Source organism: Klebsiella sp. CB_Kp196 (assembly GCF_040061575.1).
Lineage (GTDB): Bacteria > Pseudomonadota > Gammaproteobacteria > Enterobacterales > Enterobacteriaceae > Klebsiella > Klebsiella michiganensis.
In genome coordinates this window covers 85,191-102,338 of the sequence record NZ_JBEAFH010000005.1, presented here as the reverse complement: position 1 = coordinate 102,338, position 17,148 = coordinate 85,191, and the positions used below count along the sequence as shown (strand labels likewise).

The following is a 17,148-nucleotide window of genomic DNA, read 5'->3' as shown; positions in this document are numbered from 1 at the left end:
GGCTCATTCTATGGACCTAAAATGACAACAGATGAACTGACAACATACAGACGGTATGAAACCACGATCCGCAACAACACCGGCTATGCGACCGGGTTACGCCCGGTCAGGATCAAATGCCGGTTCGGCGCAGGGGAAGTCCCGAACGACAGATGTCTGGTGGTGACGGATGCAGCTGGCACGGTTTATCCATGCCAGTGGGCGGGAGAGCCGGATTTCAACCCGCGCCGGGGTCGCAATCTGAGTTACTGGGGCGATGACTCCCTGCGCAGCGGTGAGCTGCTTATTCTGGATAATCTCGCCGCCGGGGCAGCAAAAAAATATGTGGTTAAAGCCTACCCGACAGAGCAGTCTGCTTCACTGTACAGCCGCACGGTAAGAGAATCGTCCACCAGTTTTCTGGTGACAGCAGATGACGGGACTCAGGTACGTTTTGACAGCGTGGTAGGCTGGCTGCCATACAAACTGACGCGGGACAGCATCACCTATACCAACATTTGTCAGCAGCTTTATGCGACCGTAACGGGGACGGCGTGGTCGTATGTCGCGGCGGGATATACGGATTACCGTTATCAGGTTATCAGCGACGGACCGTTATTTACCGAAGTGGAGACCACCTTCTTTAATGGTGCCCAGACCGGAAATGTGGCGCTCCCGGTTGGGGTGATTAAGCACACATACCGGACGAAGGTCTTCAGGAATGGCTACGTACAGATTGATGCATCCGCTCGTCTTCTGTCAGCCCTGGCGGCGAATATACTGTTTGCGTGTGTGACGCGGATCCAGCTGAACTCCACAGCGACAAAGGCGTACCGCGCTGATTACAACTCGGTGTGGACGGATAACTCGGTTGTCCGGTCAATCGCTATCCGCTACGCCGGAGGGGATGCTATCCGTGACTCGGCGGAATCCGCCACGCTGGGAAACCGTACGCCTGTGGCAGGCCTGACCACGAATACGACCTATTCCCGTTTTGACGGGGGGTGGACGGCGGGGACGTGGAACGCATCAGCATCAACGCTTGGCGCACCGAAAAACTGGGCATGGACAGTGGGATTTAGTATTAACCTGAATGAGTCAGTGACCGATCCGACGGCATTGTCTGACATTGAACTGAACCCCCCGGTGGGGTTTGCGTCAGGAGAGTCGGTTTATCCGCGATTCAGGCAGGCGAAACTGATGAGTCGTCTGGGGGATACTGTCAGCGGTATTGCAGCCTGGAATACGCTGGACGCGACCAGCACCGACAACGGCAACGGGATGTTCAACACGATTGCCGGTGACATCGTGCGCATGCTGCATCTGAAAATCGGCACACTCGATACGGTCTATGCGAAGTTCGACGCCTGGGCAACTACATGGTACGGTGGTATCAGTAATATCCATCTGGGTGCTGCCGCTGACTCTAAGGGGCTACAGTTTGCGTCACGACTGGTGCTGCCGCAGTTATGGTGGCTGTACAAACTGGCGGTGCTGAATGGAGATACTGAAAAGCAAACCGAACTGAAAGTGGCTATCGGTAATATGGCAGCTGATTGCTATTCGGCATTCGGTACTGTTGGTTCAGCAAACAGCAACTTTTATGCAGCAGCGTTCCGTTCCTGGGCGATGGCGGTGGCAGTTGGAATTGATCCGTCTGGCAACTACACAGCCGCGATGGATATGGTTGACGGGCAGTTTTCCAGCTCAACCTATTTTGCCGGAGTGAAAAACATTATTACCGATAATGTCACTGAGAATGTTCCGAAGCGTCGCTATCTGCATTATCAGGTGTATGCCTGGAACAACTACCTGATCGGATGCAAAGCAGCGGGACGGGCATCGGTCCTTAACATGGAAACCTATGCGTTAAATGCTGTATCGGGTTACGGTGGGCTGAAGGAAGTGGACTACTGCATAGCCGAATCGCGTCGCGGGCAGCCGACAACGGTTGGATTCATGCTGTACCCTCTCCTGCATTCTGGTGATAACTCCTGCCTCGAAGCAGCTGAGCGCCTGCTGGATGCTTTTGATGAGTACGGTGGGTCAAATACCAATGGGCAGATTAAGCTGTGGGATCTGGATTTCTTCTCAGAAATTTCAACGACATTCTCAGAATATACCTTTGCCTGCAATATTATGGCTGATGCATGGATGCAGTACTGGATTGATAATAACTGATAATCAAACTTGCGGCTGTCATGGAAATTGATAGCCGCAACCTTTCTTGATCTTCTCGCTCAATGAAATTACTGTATATATAAACAGTATTTATGGGAGGGGAGATCATGCTCAGGCAATCAGACATCAATCAGGCGTTTCGGGAGGCAATTCTTCGGAACTCGAAAGGCTATCAGTATCTACACACACGAGACTTCATCTCTTGTTTGATGCTGCGGGGCATTCATTTCTCAGAGTCAGAAGCTAACCGCTGGATTGAGCGTTATCAGAGTTGCTTCGCTGACAAAACTCCAGAGCACACAGAAAACCGGTTGTGGATTCTCCGCAACATGGGGAGGGTGATGTAATGGGCCCATTTCCATCACCGGCAGCTGATTACATCGAGTCTGCGTTGACGGTAACCGCTGCGTGTGACATCGGCGCTAACTCGCAGGTTATCCAGACTGACCGCGGCTATGTTGTTTTGGACTTGTCGTTAAAAGTGACGCAGGGAAGCGTTGTGCTTATCCGTTGCGCGGGCGAACTGCAATTCGCAAAGCTGATGGGACAGTCGTTTATCACAGTGGAGGGAGAGAGTATTGAAGGGGAGGCGCTGGATGATGTCGAAGTGCTCGGAGTCGCAACCCATGCGATTAACGATCTTAGGCAGGATGTAAGTCCTGTCTGATGTGTCTGATTACAGGTCAAAAAGGAGTCTTAAGTAATTGATATATAGTGACTGGATTTGTAGTGAAATGTAGTAAATTGCAGTGTATTTTTTAATCTCCTTTCTTGTTAACTTGTTGATGTTTATTGTTATTTCATGTTTTTCTTTCTCTTTATGCCTGAAAGCGCCCGCTATTGCAATCGGCGAAGCGGAAACTCTTCGCGGAATTAATATCTTGCAACGATTTCATCGTCGCTGAAAAAAACAGGAAGGCGCCTCGCGTGCGACACAAAGCACAAAGACTTCTCGCCGACGGCTGATGTACACTGTGCGCCAACGTCAGCGGTTTACACAAGGTGAAAACGTGGAATTACTTGCTCAATATGGCCTGTTTTTGGCCAAAATCGCGACCATCGTTGTCGCAATTGCGGTTATCGTCGCCATTATTGTTAACCTGACTCAGCGCAAAAAACAGCGCGGCGAGCTGCGGGTCACCAATCTTAGCGAGCAATATAAGGAGATGAAGGAAGAGCTGGCGGTTTCGTTGCTCGATGGGCCGCAGCAGAAGCTGTGGCATAAAGCGCAAAAGAAAAAGCTCAAGCAGGAAGCAAAGGCGTCAAAGGCGCGGGCGAAGCTCGGCACACCGGAGCCGGACGTCAAGCCGCGCGTTTGGGTGCTGGATTTTAAAGGCAGTATGGATGCCCATGAAGTCAGCAGCCTGCGCGAAGAAATCACCGCCGTTCTGGCGGCGGCAAAAGCGCGCGACCAGGTCGTCATTCGCCTTGAAAGCCCAGGCGGCGTGGTTCACGGTTACGGCCTGGCGGCTTCGCAGCTGCAGCGCCTGCGCGACAAGCAGATCCCGCTAACGGTCGCGGTCGATAAAGTCGCGGCCAGCGGCGGCTATATGATGGCCTGCGTGGCGAACAGAATCGTCAGTGCACCCTTTGCTATCCTGGGCTCTATTGGCGTTGTGGCGCAAATTCCCAACATCAATCGCTTCCTGAAAAATAAAGATATCGACATTGAGCTACATACGGCCGGGCAGTACAAACGCACCCTGACGATGCTGGGTGAAAATACCGAAGAAGGGCGGCAGAAATTTCGCGAAGACCTCAACGATACTCATCGGCTGTTCAAAGATTTTGTCCACCAGATGCGCCCCGGGCTGGATATCGAGCAGGTAGCGACGGGTGAACACTGGTACGGCGTTCAGGCGCTGGAAAAAGGCCTTGTGGACGCGGTGGAAACCAGCGATGAACTTCTGCTGGGGCTGATGGATAAGCACGAGGTTATCAGCGTGCGCTATCAGCAGCGTAAGAAAATGCTCGAGCGGTTTACCGGCAGCGCGGCGGAAAGCGCCGATAAACTTCTGCTGCGCTGGTGGCAGCGCGGGCAAAAGCCGCTGATGTAAACAAACAACGCGAGGCTTCGGCCTCGCGTTGTTGTCATGGCCCTGCAGGCAGCGGTTAATCCGCCAGGTGGTACTTATCAGACAGCTCGTGTGCGAGGTATTTAAACATATTAAATACCGCCGTACTCTTCGCCGTTGGCAGACCCTGCTCGTCAAGATAGAACTCGCCGCTGAACACCAGCACGCCGTTACGCTGAACGACGTCGGTGGCCTCGATCCCGGCTAACGTATCTTCATGTTCGCGAATGAGTTTGTTGGCTTTTTCCAGAAGCGTCTGGCGATCGATGGGTTGGGTTGTACCTTGCATAAATGCCTCCTGTGTTTCTTCGCGGCTAGTCTACGCCGCGCGGCGGCGAGGGGCAAATTTTCCATTGATCTTGCAGGGGTAATCGCAGAAGCCTAATAAACATCAGTTTAGTGGCGGGATTTGCTTTTGCATGCTAATAAAGTTGCGTAACGAATTTTATCAGGTACAGTGTGACGCTTTCAGCGATCTGGCAACAGATTTGCTTGACATTCGGCCAAAAATTATTCGTGCTATGTCGCCTGGCGAGAAAAAGCCAGCAAACTCAGCTATCTGGTTTATGGATGCGAAACCGGTGCAAGGGGTTGATATCCATCGATAACGACGCAACATAGGTTGTGACGTGTCGCCAGTGGATGGTGAATCAATGTGCGATGTATTCCTGGATGAATCAAATTAGGTAAAGGTGAATATGGGTAAAGCTCTCGTTATCGTTGAGTCCCCGGCAAAAGCCAAAACGATCAATAAGTATCTGGGTAATGACTACGTGGTTAAGTCCAGCGTCGGTCATATCCGCGATTTGCCGACCAGTGGCTCAGCTTCCAAAAAGAGCGCCGACTCTACCTCCACCAAAGGGGCTAAAAAGCCTAAGAAGGATGAACGCGGCGCTCTGGTCAACCGTATGGGCGTGGACCCGTGGCATGACTGGAATGCGCACTATGAAATACTCCCGGGTAAAGAAAAGGTCGTTTCTGAACTCAAACAGTTGGCGGAAAAAGCTGACCACATCTATCTCGCAACCGACCTTGACCGCGAAGGGGAAGCCATCGCATGGCACCTGCGGGAAGTTATCGGCGGTGATGAACAGCGCTATAGCCGCGTGGTGTTCAACGAGATCACGAAGAATGCGATTCGTCAGGCTTTCGAAAAGCCGGGCGAACTGAATATTGACCGTGTCAACGCTCAGCAGGCGCGCCGTTTTATGGATCGCGTGGTGGGCTACATGGTCTCTCCACTGCTGTGGAAAAAAATTGCCCGCGGTCTGTCAGCAGGCCGCGTCCAGTCGGTTGCGGTGCGTCTGGTGGTCGAGCGCGAGCGCGAAATTAAAGCGTTCGTTCCGGAAGAGTACTGGGAAGTTGATGCCAGCACCACGACCCCTGGCGGCGATGCGTTACCGCTGCAGGTCACGCATAACGGCGATAAGCCGTTCCGTCCGGTAAACCGTGATGAAACCATGGCGGCGGTCGCGCTGCTTGAGAAAGCCAGCTACAGCGTGCTGGAGCGTGAAGACAAGCCGACCAGCAGCAAGCCGGGCGCGCCGTTTATCACCTCCACGCTGCAGCAGGCCGCCAGCACGCGTCTTGGCTTCGGCGTGAAGAAAACCATGATGATGGCGCAGCGTCTCTACGAAGCGGGCCACATTACCTATATGCGTACCGACTCGACGAACCTGAGCCAGGACGCGCTGAGCATGGTGCGCGGCTACATTGGCGACAACTTCGGTAAGAAATATCTGCCGGAGAGCGCGAATCAGTACGCCAGCAAAGAAAACTCGCAGGAAGCGCACGAGGCGATTCGTCCATCCGACGTCAACGTGCTGGCCGAAACGTTAAAAGATATGGAATCTGATGCGCAGAAACTGTATCAGCTGATCTGGCGCCAGTTTGTCGCCTGTCAGATGACGCCTGCGCAGTACGACTCCACCACGCTGACGGTGAAAGCCGGCGATTTCAAACTGAAAGCCCGCGGCCGTACGCTGCGCTTTGACGGCTGGACCAAAGTAATGCCAGCTCTGCGTAAAGGCGATGAAGACCGTACTTTACCGATGGTCAATAAGGGCGACAGCCTGAGCCTGGTCGAGCTGACCCCTGCGCAGCACTTTACCAAGCCGCCGGCGCGTTTTAGCGAAGCCTCGCTGGTTAAAGAGCTGGAAAAACGCGGCATCGGTCGTCCGTCCACCTATGCCTCGATCATTTCGACCATTCAGGATCGCGGCTACGTGCGGGTGGAAAACCGCCGCTTCTATGCGGAAAAGATGGGCGAAATCGTCACCGATCGTCTGGAAGAGAACTTCCGCGATCTGATGAACTATGATTTCACCGCGCAGATGGAAGACCGCCTCGACCAGGTGGCTAACCATCAGGCCGAGTGGAAGCAGGTCCTCGACAGCTTCTTCGGAGACTTTACCTCGCAGCTGCAGACGGCAGAGAAAGATCCGGAAGAGGGCGGCATGCAGCCGAACCCAATGGTGCTGACCACCATCGACTGCCCAACCTGCGGGCGCAAGATGGGGATCCGTACCGCCAGCACCGGCGTATTCCTCGGCTGCTCGGGCTACGCGCTGTCGCCGAAAGAGCGCTGTAAAACCACCATTAACCTGGTGCCGGAAAACGAAGTGCTCAACGTGCTGGAAGGCGATGACGCTGAAACCAACGCGCTGCGCGCTAAACGCCGCTGTAAAAAATGCGGCACGGCGATGGACAGCTACCTCATCGATCCGAAGCGCAAGCTGCACGTCTGCGGTAATAACCCGACCTGCGATGGCTACGAGATCGAAGAGGGCGAGTTCCGCATCAAGGGCTATGACGGCCCGATCGTTGAGTGTGAAAAATGTGGCTCCGAAATGCACCTGAAGATGGGGCGTTTTGGTAAGTATATGGCCTGCACCAACGACGAGTGTAAAAACACCCGTAAGATCCTGCGTAACGGGGAAGTGGCGCCGCCGAAAGAAGATCCGGTACCGCTGCCGGAGCTGCCGTGCGAGAAATCGGACGCTTACTTTGTTCTGCGCGATGGCGCGGCGGGCGTCTTCCTGGCTGCCAACACCTTCCCGAAATCGCGCGAAACCCGCGCGCCGCTCGTGGAAGAGCTGTACCGCTTCCGCGACCGCCTGGCGGAGAAGCTGCGCTATCTGGCCGATGCGCCGCAGCAGGATCCGGAAGGCAACAAAACGATGGTGCGTTTTAGCCGTAAAACTAAGCAGCAGTACGTTGCCTCAGAGAAAGATGGCAAAGCCACCGGCTGGTCAGCTTTCTATATAGATGGCAAATGGACTGAAGCAAAGAAGTAACTGCTATCATCTGATAAAAGGGCCGCGCCGCGGCCCTTTTTTGACATCACATGTTGTTGATATCCAAGATATTACTCTGTTCCTCCTCTCTCCTTATAACCGCCTTATTATTTTTTGTTAGTATCTATACACTGTAGATATAAATGATATAGTGGTTATAGCTAATCCCTTTTTTATTATCTTATCGTCTTATACATCACCGTCATCAGGATACGTTGTGGCGCCAACACGGCGAGTCGCAGGGAGGTTCGGGCTAGCCCGTCCACCGCCAAGTGACCTGAGCGTAAAATGTATTAAGCGGGTTTATTTTACGTGCTATCGGATATCAGCCATGAAACTACAGCAGCTCCGCTATATCGTTGAGGTTGTTAACCATAATCTGAACGTCTCCTCCACGGCCGAAGGCCTGTACACCTCACAGCCGGGTATCAGCAAGCAGGTTCGCATGCTGGAGGATGAGCTGGGAATTCAGATTTTCGCCCGCAGCGGCAAACATTTGACCCAGGTCACGCCCGCAGGCCAGGAGATCATACGCATCGCTCGCGAGGTCCTGTCGAAGGTCGATGCGATCAAATCGGTAGCGGGTGAGCATACCTGGCCTGATAAGGGGTCGCTGTACGTAGCAACTACCCACACCCAGGCCCGCTACGCGCTACCGGGCGTTATCAAAGGCTTTATCGAACGCTATCCCCGCGTCTCCTTGCACATGCATCAGGGGTCGCCAACGCAAATCGCCGAGGCGGTGTCGAAAGGCAATGCTGACTTCGCTATCGCGACCGAAGCGCTTCATCTTTATGATGATTTGGTGATGCTGCCGTGCTACCACTGGAACCGCTCCGTGGTCGTCACGCCAGAGCATCCGCTGGCGTCGCGAGAGTCGGTATCGATTGAGGAGCTGGCGCAGTATCCGCTGGTGACCTATACCTTCGGCTTCACCGGTCGCTCCGAGCTGGATACCGCCTTTAATCGCGCCGGCTTAACGCCGCGCATCGTATTCACCGCCACCGACGCCGATGTGATTAAAACCTACGTGCGTCTGGGCCTTGGGGTAGGGGTAATTGCCAGTATGGCGGTGGATCCGGTTTCCGACCCGGACCTGGTGAAGCTGGACGCCAATGGTATTTTCAGCCACAGCACCACGAAAATAGGTTTCCGTCGCAGTACCTTCTTGCGAAGCTATATGTATGATTTTATTCAGCGATTTGCGCCGCATCTGACCCGGGATGTGGTCGATACCGCCGTTGCTTTGCGCTCAAATGAAGATATTGAAGCGATGTTCAAAGATATTAAATTACCGGAAAAATAACCACATAAAAAATAATGGCATCCTCTCGGGGATGCCAAAGCCTATAATGGCCTGAAATGGAATATCTAAACCTCGTCTGAATCACAATTTTTGTTAACTCCTCGTACCACATTTGCAAATATACCTGCCGCGATCAAATTAATGATGAAAGATATCTGCTGAAAAGCGAATTCACTGGATTAATAGGCAATCCATAATTAAGATTTATCTGTGGTTAGTAATTCTTAGCGATTGGTGGTGAAAAAATGATTAGTGATATCGATTATATGAAGTTTGCGATGTCACAGGAACGTGACAAGACTGAGATAGATCCAGTTTTGAGAAGTAAGGCCTGGAGCGCCGTTATCCTTGGGCTTGCGATGTTCTGGAGCGTCATTGCTCTGGTTGTCTGCAACGTTTGGTTACTAAGCTAGAGCACCTTCCAGTCATAGCGGTTATGTCAGTTTTATGACAAGTGAATTATTGAGAATTATTTCTATCTGATAAAATAGCGGTAATAAGGAGGATATAATTTTTCCCTTTTTAGACTCGCTCGATAAACTTTCTCTATTGGACTAATCGCCAGAATAATGGCGATTAGTCTTTCTTTGTACTCGTGTACTAATACGTCGCGCTCGCCGACGCAAACCTGACTTATTCAATCCTTCTCAATATATCCGCCCTCATTATTCAAATTTCCTGTCTTAATGCGTTACGCCTATTTTAGCAATTTGAGTTGTTATCAAAATGTTACATCAAAGATGTGTTATCTTTAATAATGACCCTGAGGAGGATCAGGGGATGCTATCCCTAAGGTAAAGGAGGAGCTATGTCGTCAACCCTACGAGCAGCCAGTAAGGATACGCTCCAGGTTAAAGATAAAACCTGGCATTACTACAGCTTACCGCTGGCCGCTAAACAACTGGGCGATCTCTCGCGCTTGCCCAAATCGCTCAAAGTGCTACTGGAAAACCTGCTGCGCTGGCAGGACGGCGATTCCGTGACCGCCGAAGATATTCATGCCCTGGCCGGATGGCTGAAGCATGCCCATGCCGACAGGGAGATTGCCTACCGTCCGGCGCGCGTCCTGATGCAGGACTTTACCGGGGTTCCTGCCGTGGTGGACCTGGCGGCGATGCGCGAAGCGGTCAAACGCCTGGGCGGCGATACCGCTAAAGTGAACCCGCTTTCGCCCGTCGACCTGGTGATTGACCACTCGGTCACCGTAGATCGTTTTGGTGACGATGATGCTTTTGAAGAGAACGTCCGGCTTGAGATGGAGCGCAACCATGAGCGCTACGTCTTTTTGCGCTGGGGGCAGCAGGCATTCAGCCGCTTCAGCGTAGTACCGCCGGGTACCGGTATTTGCCACCAGGTAAACCTCGAATACCTTGGCCGGGCGGTGTGGAGCGAACAGCAAAACGGCGAGTGGGTGGCTTTCCCCGACACCCTGGTCGGCACCGATTCCCATACCACGATGATTAACGGTTTAGGCGTTCTGGGCTGGGGCGTCGGCGGTATCGAAGCGGAAGCCGCCATGCTCGGTCAGCCGGTTTCCATGCTGATCCCGGACGTTGTTGGCTTCAAGCTGAGCGGCAAGCTGCGCGAAGGCATTACCGCGACGGACCTGGTCCTGACGGTCACCCAAATGCTGCGTAAACACGGCGTTGTGGGTAAGTTTGTTGAATTCTACGGCGATGGCCTCGATTCTCTGCCGCTGGCGGACCGCGCGACGATTGCCAATATGTCCCCGGAGTATGGCGCGACCTGCGGCTTTTTCCCGATCGATGCGGTAACGCTTGACTATATGCGTCTGACCGGCCGCAGCGAAGAGCAGGTGGCGCTGGTAGAGGCCTATGCGAAAGCGCAGGGTATGTGGCGTCAGCCCGGAGATGAACCGGTATTCACCAGCACGCTGGCGCTGGATATGGGAACCGTTGAAGCCAGCCTGGCCGGGCCGAAACGCCCGCAGGACCGCGTAGCGCTCGGCGATGTGCCCCAGGCCTTTGCCGCCAGCACCGAGCTGGAAGTTAATCACGCGCAGAAAGATAAACGGCCAATTGACTACACGCTGAACGGACAGCAGTATTCGCTGCCTGACGGCGCGGTGGTGATTGCCGCCATTACCTCCTGTACTAACACGTCGAACCCCAGCGTCCTGATGGCCGCCGGCTTGCTGGCCAAAAAAGCCGTTGAGCGGGGGCTGAAACCGCAGCCGTGGGTTAAAGCGTCGCTGGCTCCCGGGTCGAAGGTCGTTTCCGACTATCTGGCCCACGCAAAGCTGACGCCGTATCTTGATGAACTGGGCTTCAATCTGGTCGGCTATGGCTGTACCACCTGCATCGGTAACTCCGGACCGCTGCCGGACCCGATCGAGCGCGCAATCAAGCAGGGCGATCTGACCGTCGGGGCTGTGCTCTCCGGGAACCGCAACTTTGAAGGACGTATTCATCCGCTAGTAAAAACCAACTGGCTGGCGTCGCCGCCGCTGGTGGTTGCCTACGCCCTGGCGGGGAATATGAATCTCGATCTGACCCGTGAGCCGTTAGGGACGGGTAAAGATGGTCAGCCGGTGTATCTGAAGGATATCTGGCCGAGCGGAATCGAAGTCGCGCAGGCGGTTGAGCAAGTCTCAACGGAGATGTTCCGTAAAGAGTACGCCGAAGTGTTTGAAGGGACAGCCGAGTGGAAGGCGATTAAAGTGGATCGCTCTGATACCTACGACTGGCAGGATGATTCCACCTACATTCGCCTGTCGCCGTTCTTTGATGAGATGGGCGTTGAGCCTAAACCGGTAGAGGATATTCACGGCGCGCGCATTCTGGCCATGTTGGGCGACTCGGTTACCACCGACCATATCTCCCCGGCGGGCAGCATTAAAGCCGACAGCCCCGCGGGCCGTTATCTGCAAAATCACGGCGTCGAACGCATCGATTTTAACTCCTACGGCTCCCGTCGCGGCAACCATGAGGTGATGATGCGCGGGACGTTTGCCAATATTCGTATTCGTAACGAAATGGTCCCCGGCGTGGAAGGGGGGATGACCCGTCATCTTCCTGATAGCCAACCCATCGCTATTTACGATGCCGCTATGCTCTACAAAGCGGAGGGCACGCCGCTGGCGGTGATCGCAGGCAAAGAGTACGGTTCCGGCTCCAGCCGCGACTGGGCGGCTAAAGGACCGCGTTTGCTCGGCGTTAGGGTAGTGATTGCCGAGTCTTTCGAGCGCATCCACCGCTCCAACCTGATTGGGATGGGGATTTTACCGCTGGAATTCCCGCAGGGGGTGACGCGTAAAACGCTGGGACTGAGCGGCGAGGAGCGGATAGATATCAGCAACCTGCAGGCTCTGCAGCCCGGTATGACGGTGCCGGTCACGCTGACGCGCGCTGATGGCCGGCAGGAAGTGATTGATTGCCGCTGCCGCATCGATACCGCGACTGAGCTGACCTACTATCAGAACGACGGTATTTTGCACTATGTGATCCGCAATATGCTGTAAACCCGCGTCTGATATAAAAAGGGCCAGCACAGGCTGGCCCTTCATTTTTCAACGGAATTACTTGCTCAGCAGGTGCCCCATTTTGGCAGCCTTAGTATCCAGATAGTGGGCATTTTTCGGGTTGCGTCCCACAATCAGCGGCACGCGTTCCACAATGTTAATTCCCGCTTCAGTCAGAATTTCGACCTTCTTCGGGTTGTTGGTCAACAGGCGTACCTGGTCGACGTTGAGCAGCTTAAACATATCTGCGCACAGCGTGAAGTCGCGTTCATCGGCGGCAAAGCCCAGCTGATGGTTGGCTTCCACGGTGTCATAGCCTTGATCCTGTAACGCGTAGGCGCGGATTTTGTTCAGCAGACCGATATTGCGCCCTTCCTGGCGGTGATACAGCAGAATGCCGCGCCCCTCTTCGGCAATATGCGACAACGCCGCTTCCAGTTGAAATCCGCAATCACAGCGCAGGCTAAAAAGGGCGTCGCCCGTTAAACACTCAGAGTGTACGCGAGCCAGAACCGGGGATTGCCCCGAAATATCGCCAAATACCAGCGCGACGTGATCCTGCCCGGTTGCCAGTTCTTCAAAACCCACCATGAGAAAATCGCCCCATGGGGTTGGCAGTTTGGCTTCTGCCACACGTTTAAGCTGCATGTGATTCTCCAGATTCTATCAGCACCTGACTGTGCTTCTGTTTGCCGCTATTTTGCCACAATGGCGCGACGTTCTCCTAATTGCGTAGGGTTAGCTGCGCGCAAAGCGCACAAACGAACTACTTTCCGTTATGATATTGAGGTTAATGAATAAGGAGACGAGATGCTGTTGATTGCCAGACGAACCGCCGTTGGCGCGGCCCTGTTATTAATCATGCCTGCTGCGATCTGGATTTCGGGCTGGAAATGGCATCCCGGGCTGTCGGCAGGGACGATGAAGCTGCTGTACTGGGTGACCGAAACGGTGACGCAGCCATGGGGCATCATTACGCACGTTATCTTATGCGCCTGGTTTCTGTGGTGCCTGCGTTTTCGTCTGCGAGCGGCGATAATGCTGTTTCTCATTCTGGCCGCAGCGATACTGGTTGGGCAGGGAATGAAGACGTGGATTAAAAGCCGCGTCCAGGAGCCTCGTCCCTTTGTCATCTGGCTGGAGCAGACGCAGCAGGTGCCGGTCACGCAATTCTACGCGTTGAAACGCAAAGAACGCGCTAAACTGGTGCATGAGCAGCTGGCGCAAGAGCAGCAAATCCCCGGATTTTTGCGCAAGCACTGGCAAAAAGAGACCGGCTTCGCTTTCCCATCTGGCCATACGATGTTCGCTGCCAGCTGGGCGCTGCTCGGCGTTGGTTTGCTGTGGCCGCGGCGTCGCTGGGTCACCCTGGCGCTGCTGCTAACGTGGGCGACGGCGGTGATGGGCAGCCGCCTGGCGCTGGGCATGCACTGGCCGCAGGATCTGATCGTCGCAACGCTGATTTCCTGGCTACTGGTGACCCTGGCGACCTGGCTTGCCCAGCGGTTCTGCGGCCCGCTATCGCCGCCGGGAGAAGAGGCGCAGGATATTAAAAAAAGGGCGGCAGCGCCGGAATAATGTTGATATTACCCCTGTCAGGCCGCATATCCTGTACTGGTGTCATGCATTTCCATTTCACCGCTGCGGCGAAAATGGTACTTTATAGGGCTGAACGCGGGATTTTTTCGCGCAACCCACAGAACGGGAAGTCATGTGAAATATTTTCTTATTTTCTTACTGGTGTTAGCCATCTTCGTCATTTCAGTGACGCTGGGCGCGCAGAATGACCAGGTGGTCACGTTCAACTATCTCCTCGCGCAGGGTGAGTTCCGTATTTCGACGCTGCTGGCCGTGCTTTTTGCTGCCGGTTTTGCTATCGGCTGGCTGATCTGCGGTCTTTTCTGGCTGCGCGTTCGCGTCTCTTTGGCGCGCGCTGAGCGTAAAATTAAGCGTCTGGAGCATCAGATCGCGCCAGCCAGCGCTACGCCTGCGGAAGCCGGTGTTCCTGCGGTGAAGGAATAATCATTTATGCTGGAGTTGTTGTTTCTGCTTTTGCCCGTTGCCGCAGCGTATGGCTGGTACATGGGGCGCAGAAGTGCACAACAGTCCAAACAGGACGATGCGAGCCGTCTGTCGCGTGACTACGTTACAGGGGTCAACTTCCTGCTGAGCAATCAGCAGGATAAAGCCGTCGATCTGTTCCTCGATATGCTGAAAGAGGATACCGGCACCGTCGAAGCCCATCTGACGCTGGGCAACCTGTTCCGCTCGCGCGGTGAAGTTGACCGCGCTATCCGCATCCACCAGAGCTTAATGGAAAGCGCCTCGCTGACTTACGACCAGCGCCTGCTGGCGGTTCAGCAGCTGGGGCGCGATTATATGGCCGCCGGGCTCTACGATCGGGCGGAGGGGATGTTCAAACAGCTGGTGGATGAAACGGATTTTCGCCTGAGCGCCCTGCAGCAGCTGCTGCAAATTTATCAGGCAACCAGCGACTGGCAGTCGGCGATAGAAGTGGCCGAGCGTCTGGTTAAGCTGGGGAAAGAGAAACATCGCGGCGAAATCGCCAATTTCTGGTGTGAACTGGCGCTGCAGCAAATGGCGGGCAACGATCTGGATAAGGCGATGGCGCTGCTGAAAAAAGGCGCCGCGGCGGATCGCAACAGCGCTCGTGTCTCCATCATGATGGGTCGGGTATGGATGGAGAAGGGCGACTATGCCAAAGCGGTAGAGAGCCTGGAGCGGGTGATTGAGCAGGATAAAGAACTGGTGGGTGAAACCCTGGAGATGCTGCAAACCTGTTACCAGCAGTTAGGGAAAACCGACGAGTGGGAAGCATTTTTGCGCCGCTGCGCGGAGGAAAATACCGGCGCGACGGCCGATCTGATGCTGGCGCAGATCCTCGAACAGCGGGAAGGGGTTGACGCCGCGCAAAACTACGTGACTCGCCAGCTGGAGCGTCATCCGACGATGCGCGTTTTCCATAAGCTCATCGATTACCACATCAATGAAGCCGAAGAGGGGCGCGCGAAGGAGAGCCTGGGCGTGCTGCGCCACATGGTGGGCGAGCAGGTCCGCAGCAAGCCGCGCTACCGCTGCCAGAAATGCGGCTTTACCGCCCATACGCTGTACTGGCACTGTCCATCCTGCCGGTCGTGGTCAACCATTAAGCCCATTCGCGGACTCGACGGGCAGTAATTTTAAAAAAAAGCCGCACTTTAGTTACAACATACTTATGGATTATTATGTCCGTCTCCTCCGGCTACGGCTATTAAGGCGTCCGGCAGGGAGGGAAATGCAGCCTGTTATTTTCGGCTTATCGCAGGTAGAATGCTGCCCGTTTACCTTTTTTGCGCCGAACCGGCGCTCATCAACAATTAAGGTCCGGTCATGACGTCTACTGCTACATCTTCTTCCCGCGTTGTCACATCCTCTCCCATCGTCGTTGCTCTCGATTATGATAACCGTGATAAAGCGCTGGCGTTTGTCGACCGTATCGACCCGCGCGACTGCCGGCTCAAGGTTGGTAAAGAGATGTTCACCCTGCTGGGGCCGCAGTTTGTTCGCGACCTGCACCAACGCGGTTTTGAGATTTTCCTCGATCTAAAGTTTCACGATATCCCGAATACCACGGCGCGTGCGGTCGCCGCAGCGGCAGAGCTTGGCGTCTGGATGGTTAACGTTCATGCCTCCGGCGGCGCGCGTATGATGACCGCCGCACGTGAGGCCCTGCTGCCCTTCGGAAAAGATGCGCCGCTATTAATTGCGGTAACGGTGTTAACCAGCATGGAAGCCAGCGATCTGCAGGATCTGGGCATTACGCTTTCTCCGGCGGACCACGCCGCGAAGCTGGCGGCGCTGACCCAGCGCTGCGGGCTGGATGGCGTTGTCTGTTCGGCGCAGGAGGCGGTTCGCTTTAAACAAGAGCTGGGCCAGGCGTTCAAGCTGGTGACGCCTGGCATTCGTCCGCAAGGTAGCGACGCGGGTGACCAGCGGCGCATTATGACGCCGGAACAGGCGCAGGCGGCGGGGGTAGATTACATGGTGATTGGTCGTCCGGTAACGCAGTCTGCCGATCCGGCCGCCACTCTGCGCGGTATCAACGCATCGTTGAATAAGGGGGTATGATGAGCGATTCCAACAGTCGTCTGGTTTATTCAACGGACAGCGGTCGTATTGATGAGCCCAAAGCGGTACAGGCGCGTCCGAAAGGGGACGGTATCGTACGTATCCAGCGCCAGACCAGCGGACGCAAGGGGAAGGGCGTGTGTCTGATTAGCGGAATAGATGAAAGTGACGACGCGCTGGCTAAGCTGGCTGCCGAGCTGAAAAAGAAATGCGGCTGCGGCGGGGCGGTAAAAGATGGCGTGATTGAGATTCAGGGCGATAAGCGTGACTTGCTCAAATCGCTTCTGGAAGCCAAAGGCATGAAGGTTAAGCTGGCTGGCGGTTGATTAATAATAAGGCCACGATAAATATCGTGGCCTTTATTTTTGTGCTGGTGTACTGGTCAGCAAATATAAACTTTCATTTTATTGTTCGTGGTTAATATTATTTACCCACCTGGTGGCCGATAATCCCGCCGACTGCCGCGCCGCCGAGGGTACCCAGGGTGCTGCCGTCCGTTAATACCGCACCGCCCAGTGCACCGGCACCTGCGCCGATAGCGGTGTTACGGTCGCGTTTAGACCAGTTAGAACAAGCGCTCAGAGACATTGCAACAGTGACGGCCAGAACCACAGCGGCCATTTTTTTGTTCATTGAAGTCATCATTTTTTTTCTCCTGAATAATCTATTCATGGATACAACTTCCCTTAAGCATAGCTTGTT

16 protein-coding genes are annotated in these 17,148 nt (G+C 54.4%); 13 read left to right on the top strand and 3 right to left on the bottom strand.

Features of this window, described 5'->3' with window-relative positions:
- Positions 1–21 precede the first annotated feature (21 nt).
- From ABLU87_RS03425 to sohB, 4 genes are all read left to right on the top strand, one after another.
- A complete protein-coding gene (locus tag ABLU87_RS03425) occupies positions 22–2,160 on the top strand; it encodes a hypothetical protein (RefSeq protein WP_348868970.1) in 2,139 nt (712 codons plus the stop codon).
- Between the two features lie 107 nt (positions 2,161–2,267).
- Positions 2,268–2,507 (top strand): hypothetical protein, encoded by a 240-nt coding sequence (locus ABLU87_RS03420; protein ID WP_348865990.1) that lies wholly within the window; start codon positions 2,268–2,270, stop codon positions 2,505–2,507.
- Positions 2,507–2,827, top strand: a complete 321-nt coding sequence (locus tag ABLU87_RS03415) for a hypothetical protein (protein ID WP_224373609.1) — start codon at positions 2,507–2,509, stop codon at positions 2,825–2,827. Before ABLU87_RS03420 ends, ABLU87_RS03415 begins: the two co-directional genes overlap by 1 nt.
- Positions 2,828–3,170: 343 nt before the next feature.
- A complete protein-coding gene (sohB, locus tag ABLU87_RS03410) occupies positions 3,171–4,217 on the top strand; it encodes a protease SohB (protein WP_004850151.1) in 1,047 nt (348 codons plus the stop codon).
- Positions 4,218–4,272: 55 nt separating this feature from the next.
- Here the strand turns inward: sohB and ABLU87_RS03405 are convergent, their stop codons facing one another.
- Positions 4,273–4,524: a YciN family protein gene (locus ABLU87_RS03405; protein WP_004101388.1), complete on the bottom strand. Its 252-nt coding sequence runs from the start codon at positions 4,522–4,524 to the stop codon at positions 4,273–4,275.
- 409 nt (positions 4,525–4,933) lie between these two features.
- On the opposite strand from ABLU87_RS03405, the gene topA reads away from it, so the two are divergent.
- The 4 genes from topA (at position 4,934) to acnA (ending at position 12,318) form a co-directional block, all read left to right on the top strand.
- Complete coding sequence (topA, locus tag ABLU87_RS03400; protein ID WP_014229012.1) at positions 4,934–7,531, top strand: type I DNA topoisomerase; 2,598 nt, start codon at positions 4,934–4,936, stop codon at positions 7,529–7,531.
- A gap of 331 nt (positions 7,532–7,862) precedes the next feature.
- A complete protein-coding gene (gene cysB, locus ABLU87_RS03395) occupies positions 7,863–8,837 on the top strand; it encodes an HTH-type transcriptional regulator CysB (RefSeq protein WP_004121248.1) in 975 nt (324 codons plus the stop codon).
- Positions 8,838–9,082: 245 nt separating this feature from the next.
- Entirely contained in the window at positions 9,083–9,250 is a 168-nt protein-coding gene (locus tag ABLU87_RS03390; RefSeq protein WP_004121247.1) for a YmiA family putative membrane protein, read from the top strand.
- 395 nt (positions 9,251–9,645) lie between these two features.
- On the top strand, positions 9,646–12,318 hold the full coding sequence (gene acnA / locus ABLU87_RS03385; RefSeq protein ID WP_004850158.1) for an aconitate hydratase AcnA: 2,673 nt from the start codon (positions 9,646–9,648) through the stop codon (positions 12,316–12,318).
- A 57-nt stretch (positions 12,319–12,375) separates the two neighbouring features.
- Here acnA and ribA read toward each other — a convergent pair whose 3' ends face one another.
- Complete coding sequence (gene ribA / locus ABLU87_RS03380) at positions 12,376–12,966, bottom strand: GTP cyclohydrolase II (protein ID WP_004121245.1); 591 nt, start codon at positions 12,964–12,966, stop codon at positions 12,376–12,378.
- 162 nt (positions 12,967–13,128) lie between these two features.
- Between ribA and pgpB the strand changes: the two genes are divergently transcribed.
- From pgpB to yciH, 5 genes are all read left to right on the top strand, one after another.
- Positions 13,129–13,896: a phosphatidylglycerophosphatase B gene (gene pgpB, locus ABLU87_RS03375; RefSeq protein WP_004850159.1), complete on the top strand. Its 768-nt coding sequence runs from the start codon at positions 13,129–13,131 to the stop codon at positions 13,894–13,896.
- A 135-nt stretch (positions 13,897–14,031) separates the two neighbouring features.
- Entirely contained in the window at positions 14,032–14,340 is a 309-nt protein-coding gene (locus tag ABLU87_RS03370; RefSeq protein WP_014229014.1) for a LapA family protein, read from the top strand.
- 6 nt (positions 14,341–14,346) lie between these two features.
- A complete protein-coding gene (lapB, locus tag ABLU87_RS03365) occupies positions 14,347–15,516 on the top strand; it encodes a lipopolysaccharide assembly protein LapB (protein WP_004850164.1) in 1,170 nt (389 codons plus the stop codon).
- 192 nt (positions 15,517–15,708) lie between these two features.
- Positions 15,709–16,446, top strand: a complete 738-nt coding sequence (gene pyrF / locus ABLU87_RS03360; RefSeq protein WP_014229016.1) for an orotidine-5'-phosphate decarboxylase — start codon at positions 15,709–15,711, stop codon at positions 16,444–16,446.
- Positions 16,446–16,772, top strand: coding sequence for a stress response translation initiation inhibitor YciH (gene yciH / locus ABLU87_RS03355; RefSeq protein ID WP_014229017.1), 327 nt, complete (start codon positions 16,446–16,448; stop codon positions 16,770–16,772). The genes pyrF and yciH overlap by 1 nt, the downstream gene beginning before the upstream one ends.
- Positions 16,773–16,869: 97 nt before the next feature.
- On the opposite strand, the gene osmB is transcribed toward yciH, so the two are convergent.
- Entirely contained in the window at positions 16,870–17,088 is a 219-nt protein-coding gene (osmB, locus tag ABLU87_RS03350; protein WP_004139496.1) for an osmotically-inducible lipoprotein OsmB, read from the bottom strand.
- Positions 17,089–17,148 lie beyond the last annotated feature (60 nt).

Coding starts and splice junctions, on each gene's coding strand:
- ABLU87_RS03425 (WP_348868970.1), top strand. CDS start 22: ATGACAACAGATGAACTGACAACATACAGACGGTATGAAACCACGATC.
- ABLU87_RS03420 (WP_348865990.1), top strand. CDS start 2,268: ATGCTCAGGCAATCAGACATCAATCAGGCGTTTCGGGAGGCAATTCTT.
- ABLU87_RS03415 (WP_224373609.1), top strand. CDS start 2,507: ATGGGCCCATTTCCATCACCGGCAGCTGATTACATCGAGTCTGCGTTG.
- ABLU87_RS03405 (WP_004101388.1), bottom strand. CDS start 4,524: ATGCAAGGTACAACCCAACCCATCGATCGCCAGACGCTTCTGGAAAAA.
- topA (WP_014229012.1), top strand. CDS start 4,934: ATGGGTAAAGCTCTCGTTATCGTTGAGTCCCCGGCAAAAGCCAAAACG.
- cysB (WP_004121248.1), top strand. CDS start 7,863: ATGAAACTACAGCAGCTCCGCTATATCGTTGAGGTTGTTAACCATAAT.
- ABLU87_RS03390 (WP_004121247.1), top strand. CDS start 9,083: ATGATTAGTGATATCGATTATATGAAGTTTGCGATGTCACAGGAACGT.
- acnA (WP_004850158.1), top strand. CDS start 9,646: ATGTCGTCAACCCTACGAGCAGCCAGTAAGGATACGCTCCAGGTTAAA.
- ribA (WP_004121245.1), bottom strand. CDS start 12,966: ATGCAGCTTAAACGTGTGGCAGAAGCCAAACTGCCAACCCCATGGGGC.
- pgpB (WP_004850159.1), top strand. CDS start 13,129: ATGCTGTTGATTGCCAGACGAACCGCCGTTGGCGCGGCCCTGTTATTA.
- lapB (WP_004850164.1), top strand. CDS start 14,347: ATGCTGGAGTTGTTGTTTCTGCTTTTGCCCGTTGCCGCAGCGTATGGC.
- pyrF (WP_014229016.1), top strand. CDS start 15,709: ATGACGTCTACTGCTACATCTTCTTCCCGCGTTGTCACATCCTCTCCC.
- yciH (WP_014229017.1), top strand. CDS start 16,446: ATGAGCGATTCCAACAGTCGTCTGGTTTATTCAACGGACAGCGGTCGT.
- osmB (WP_004139496.1), bottom strand. CDS start 17,088: ATGACTTCAATGAACAAAAAAATGGCCGCTGTGGTTCTGGCCGTCACT.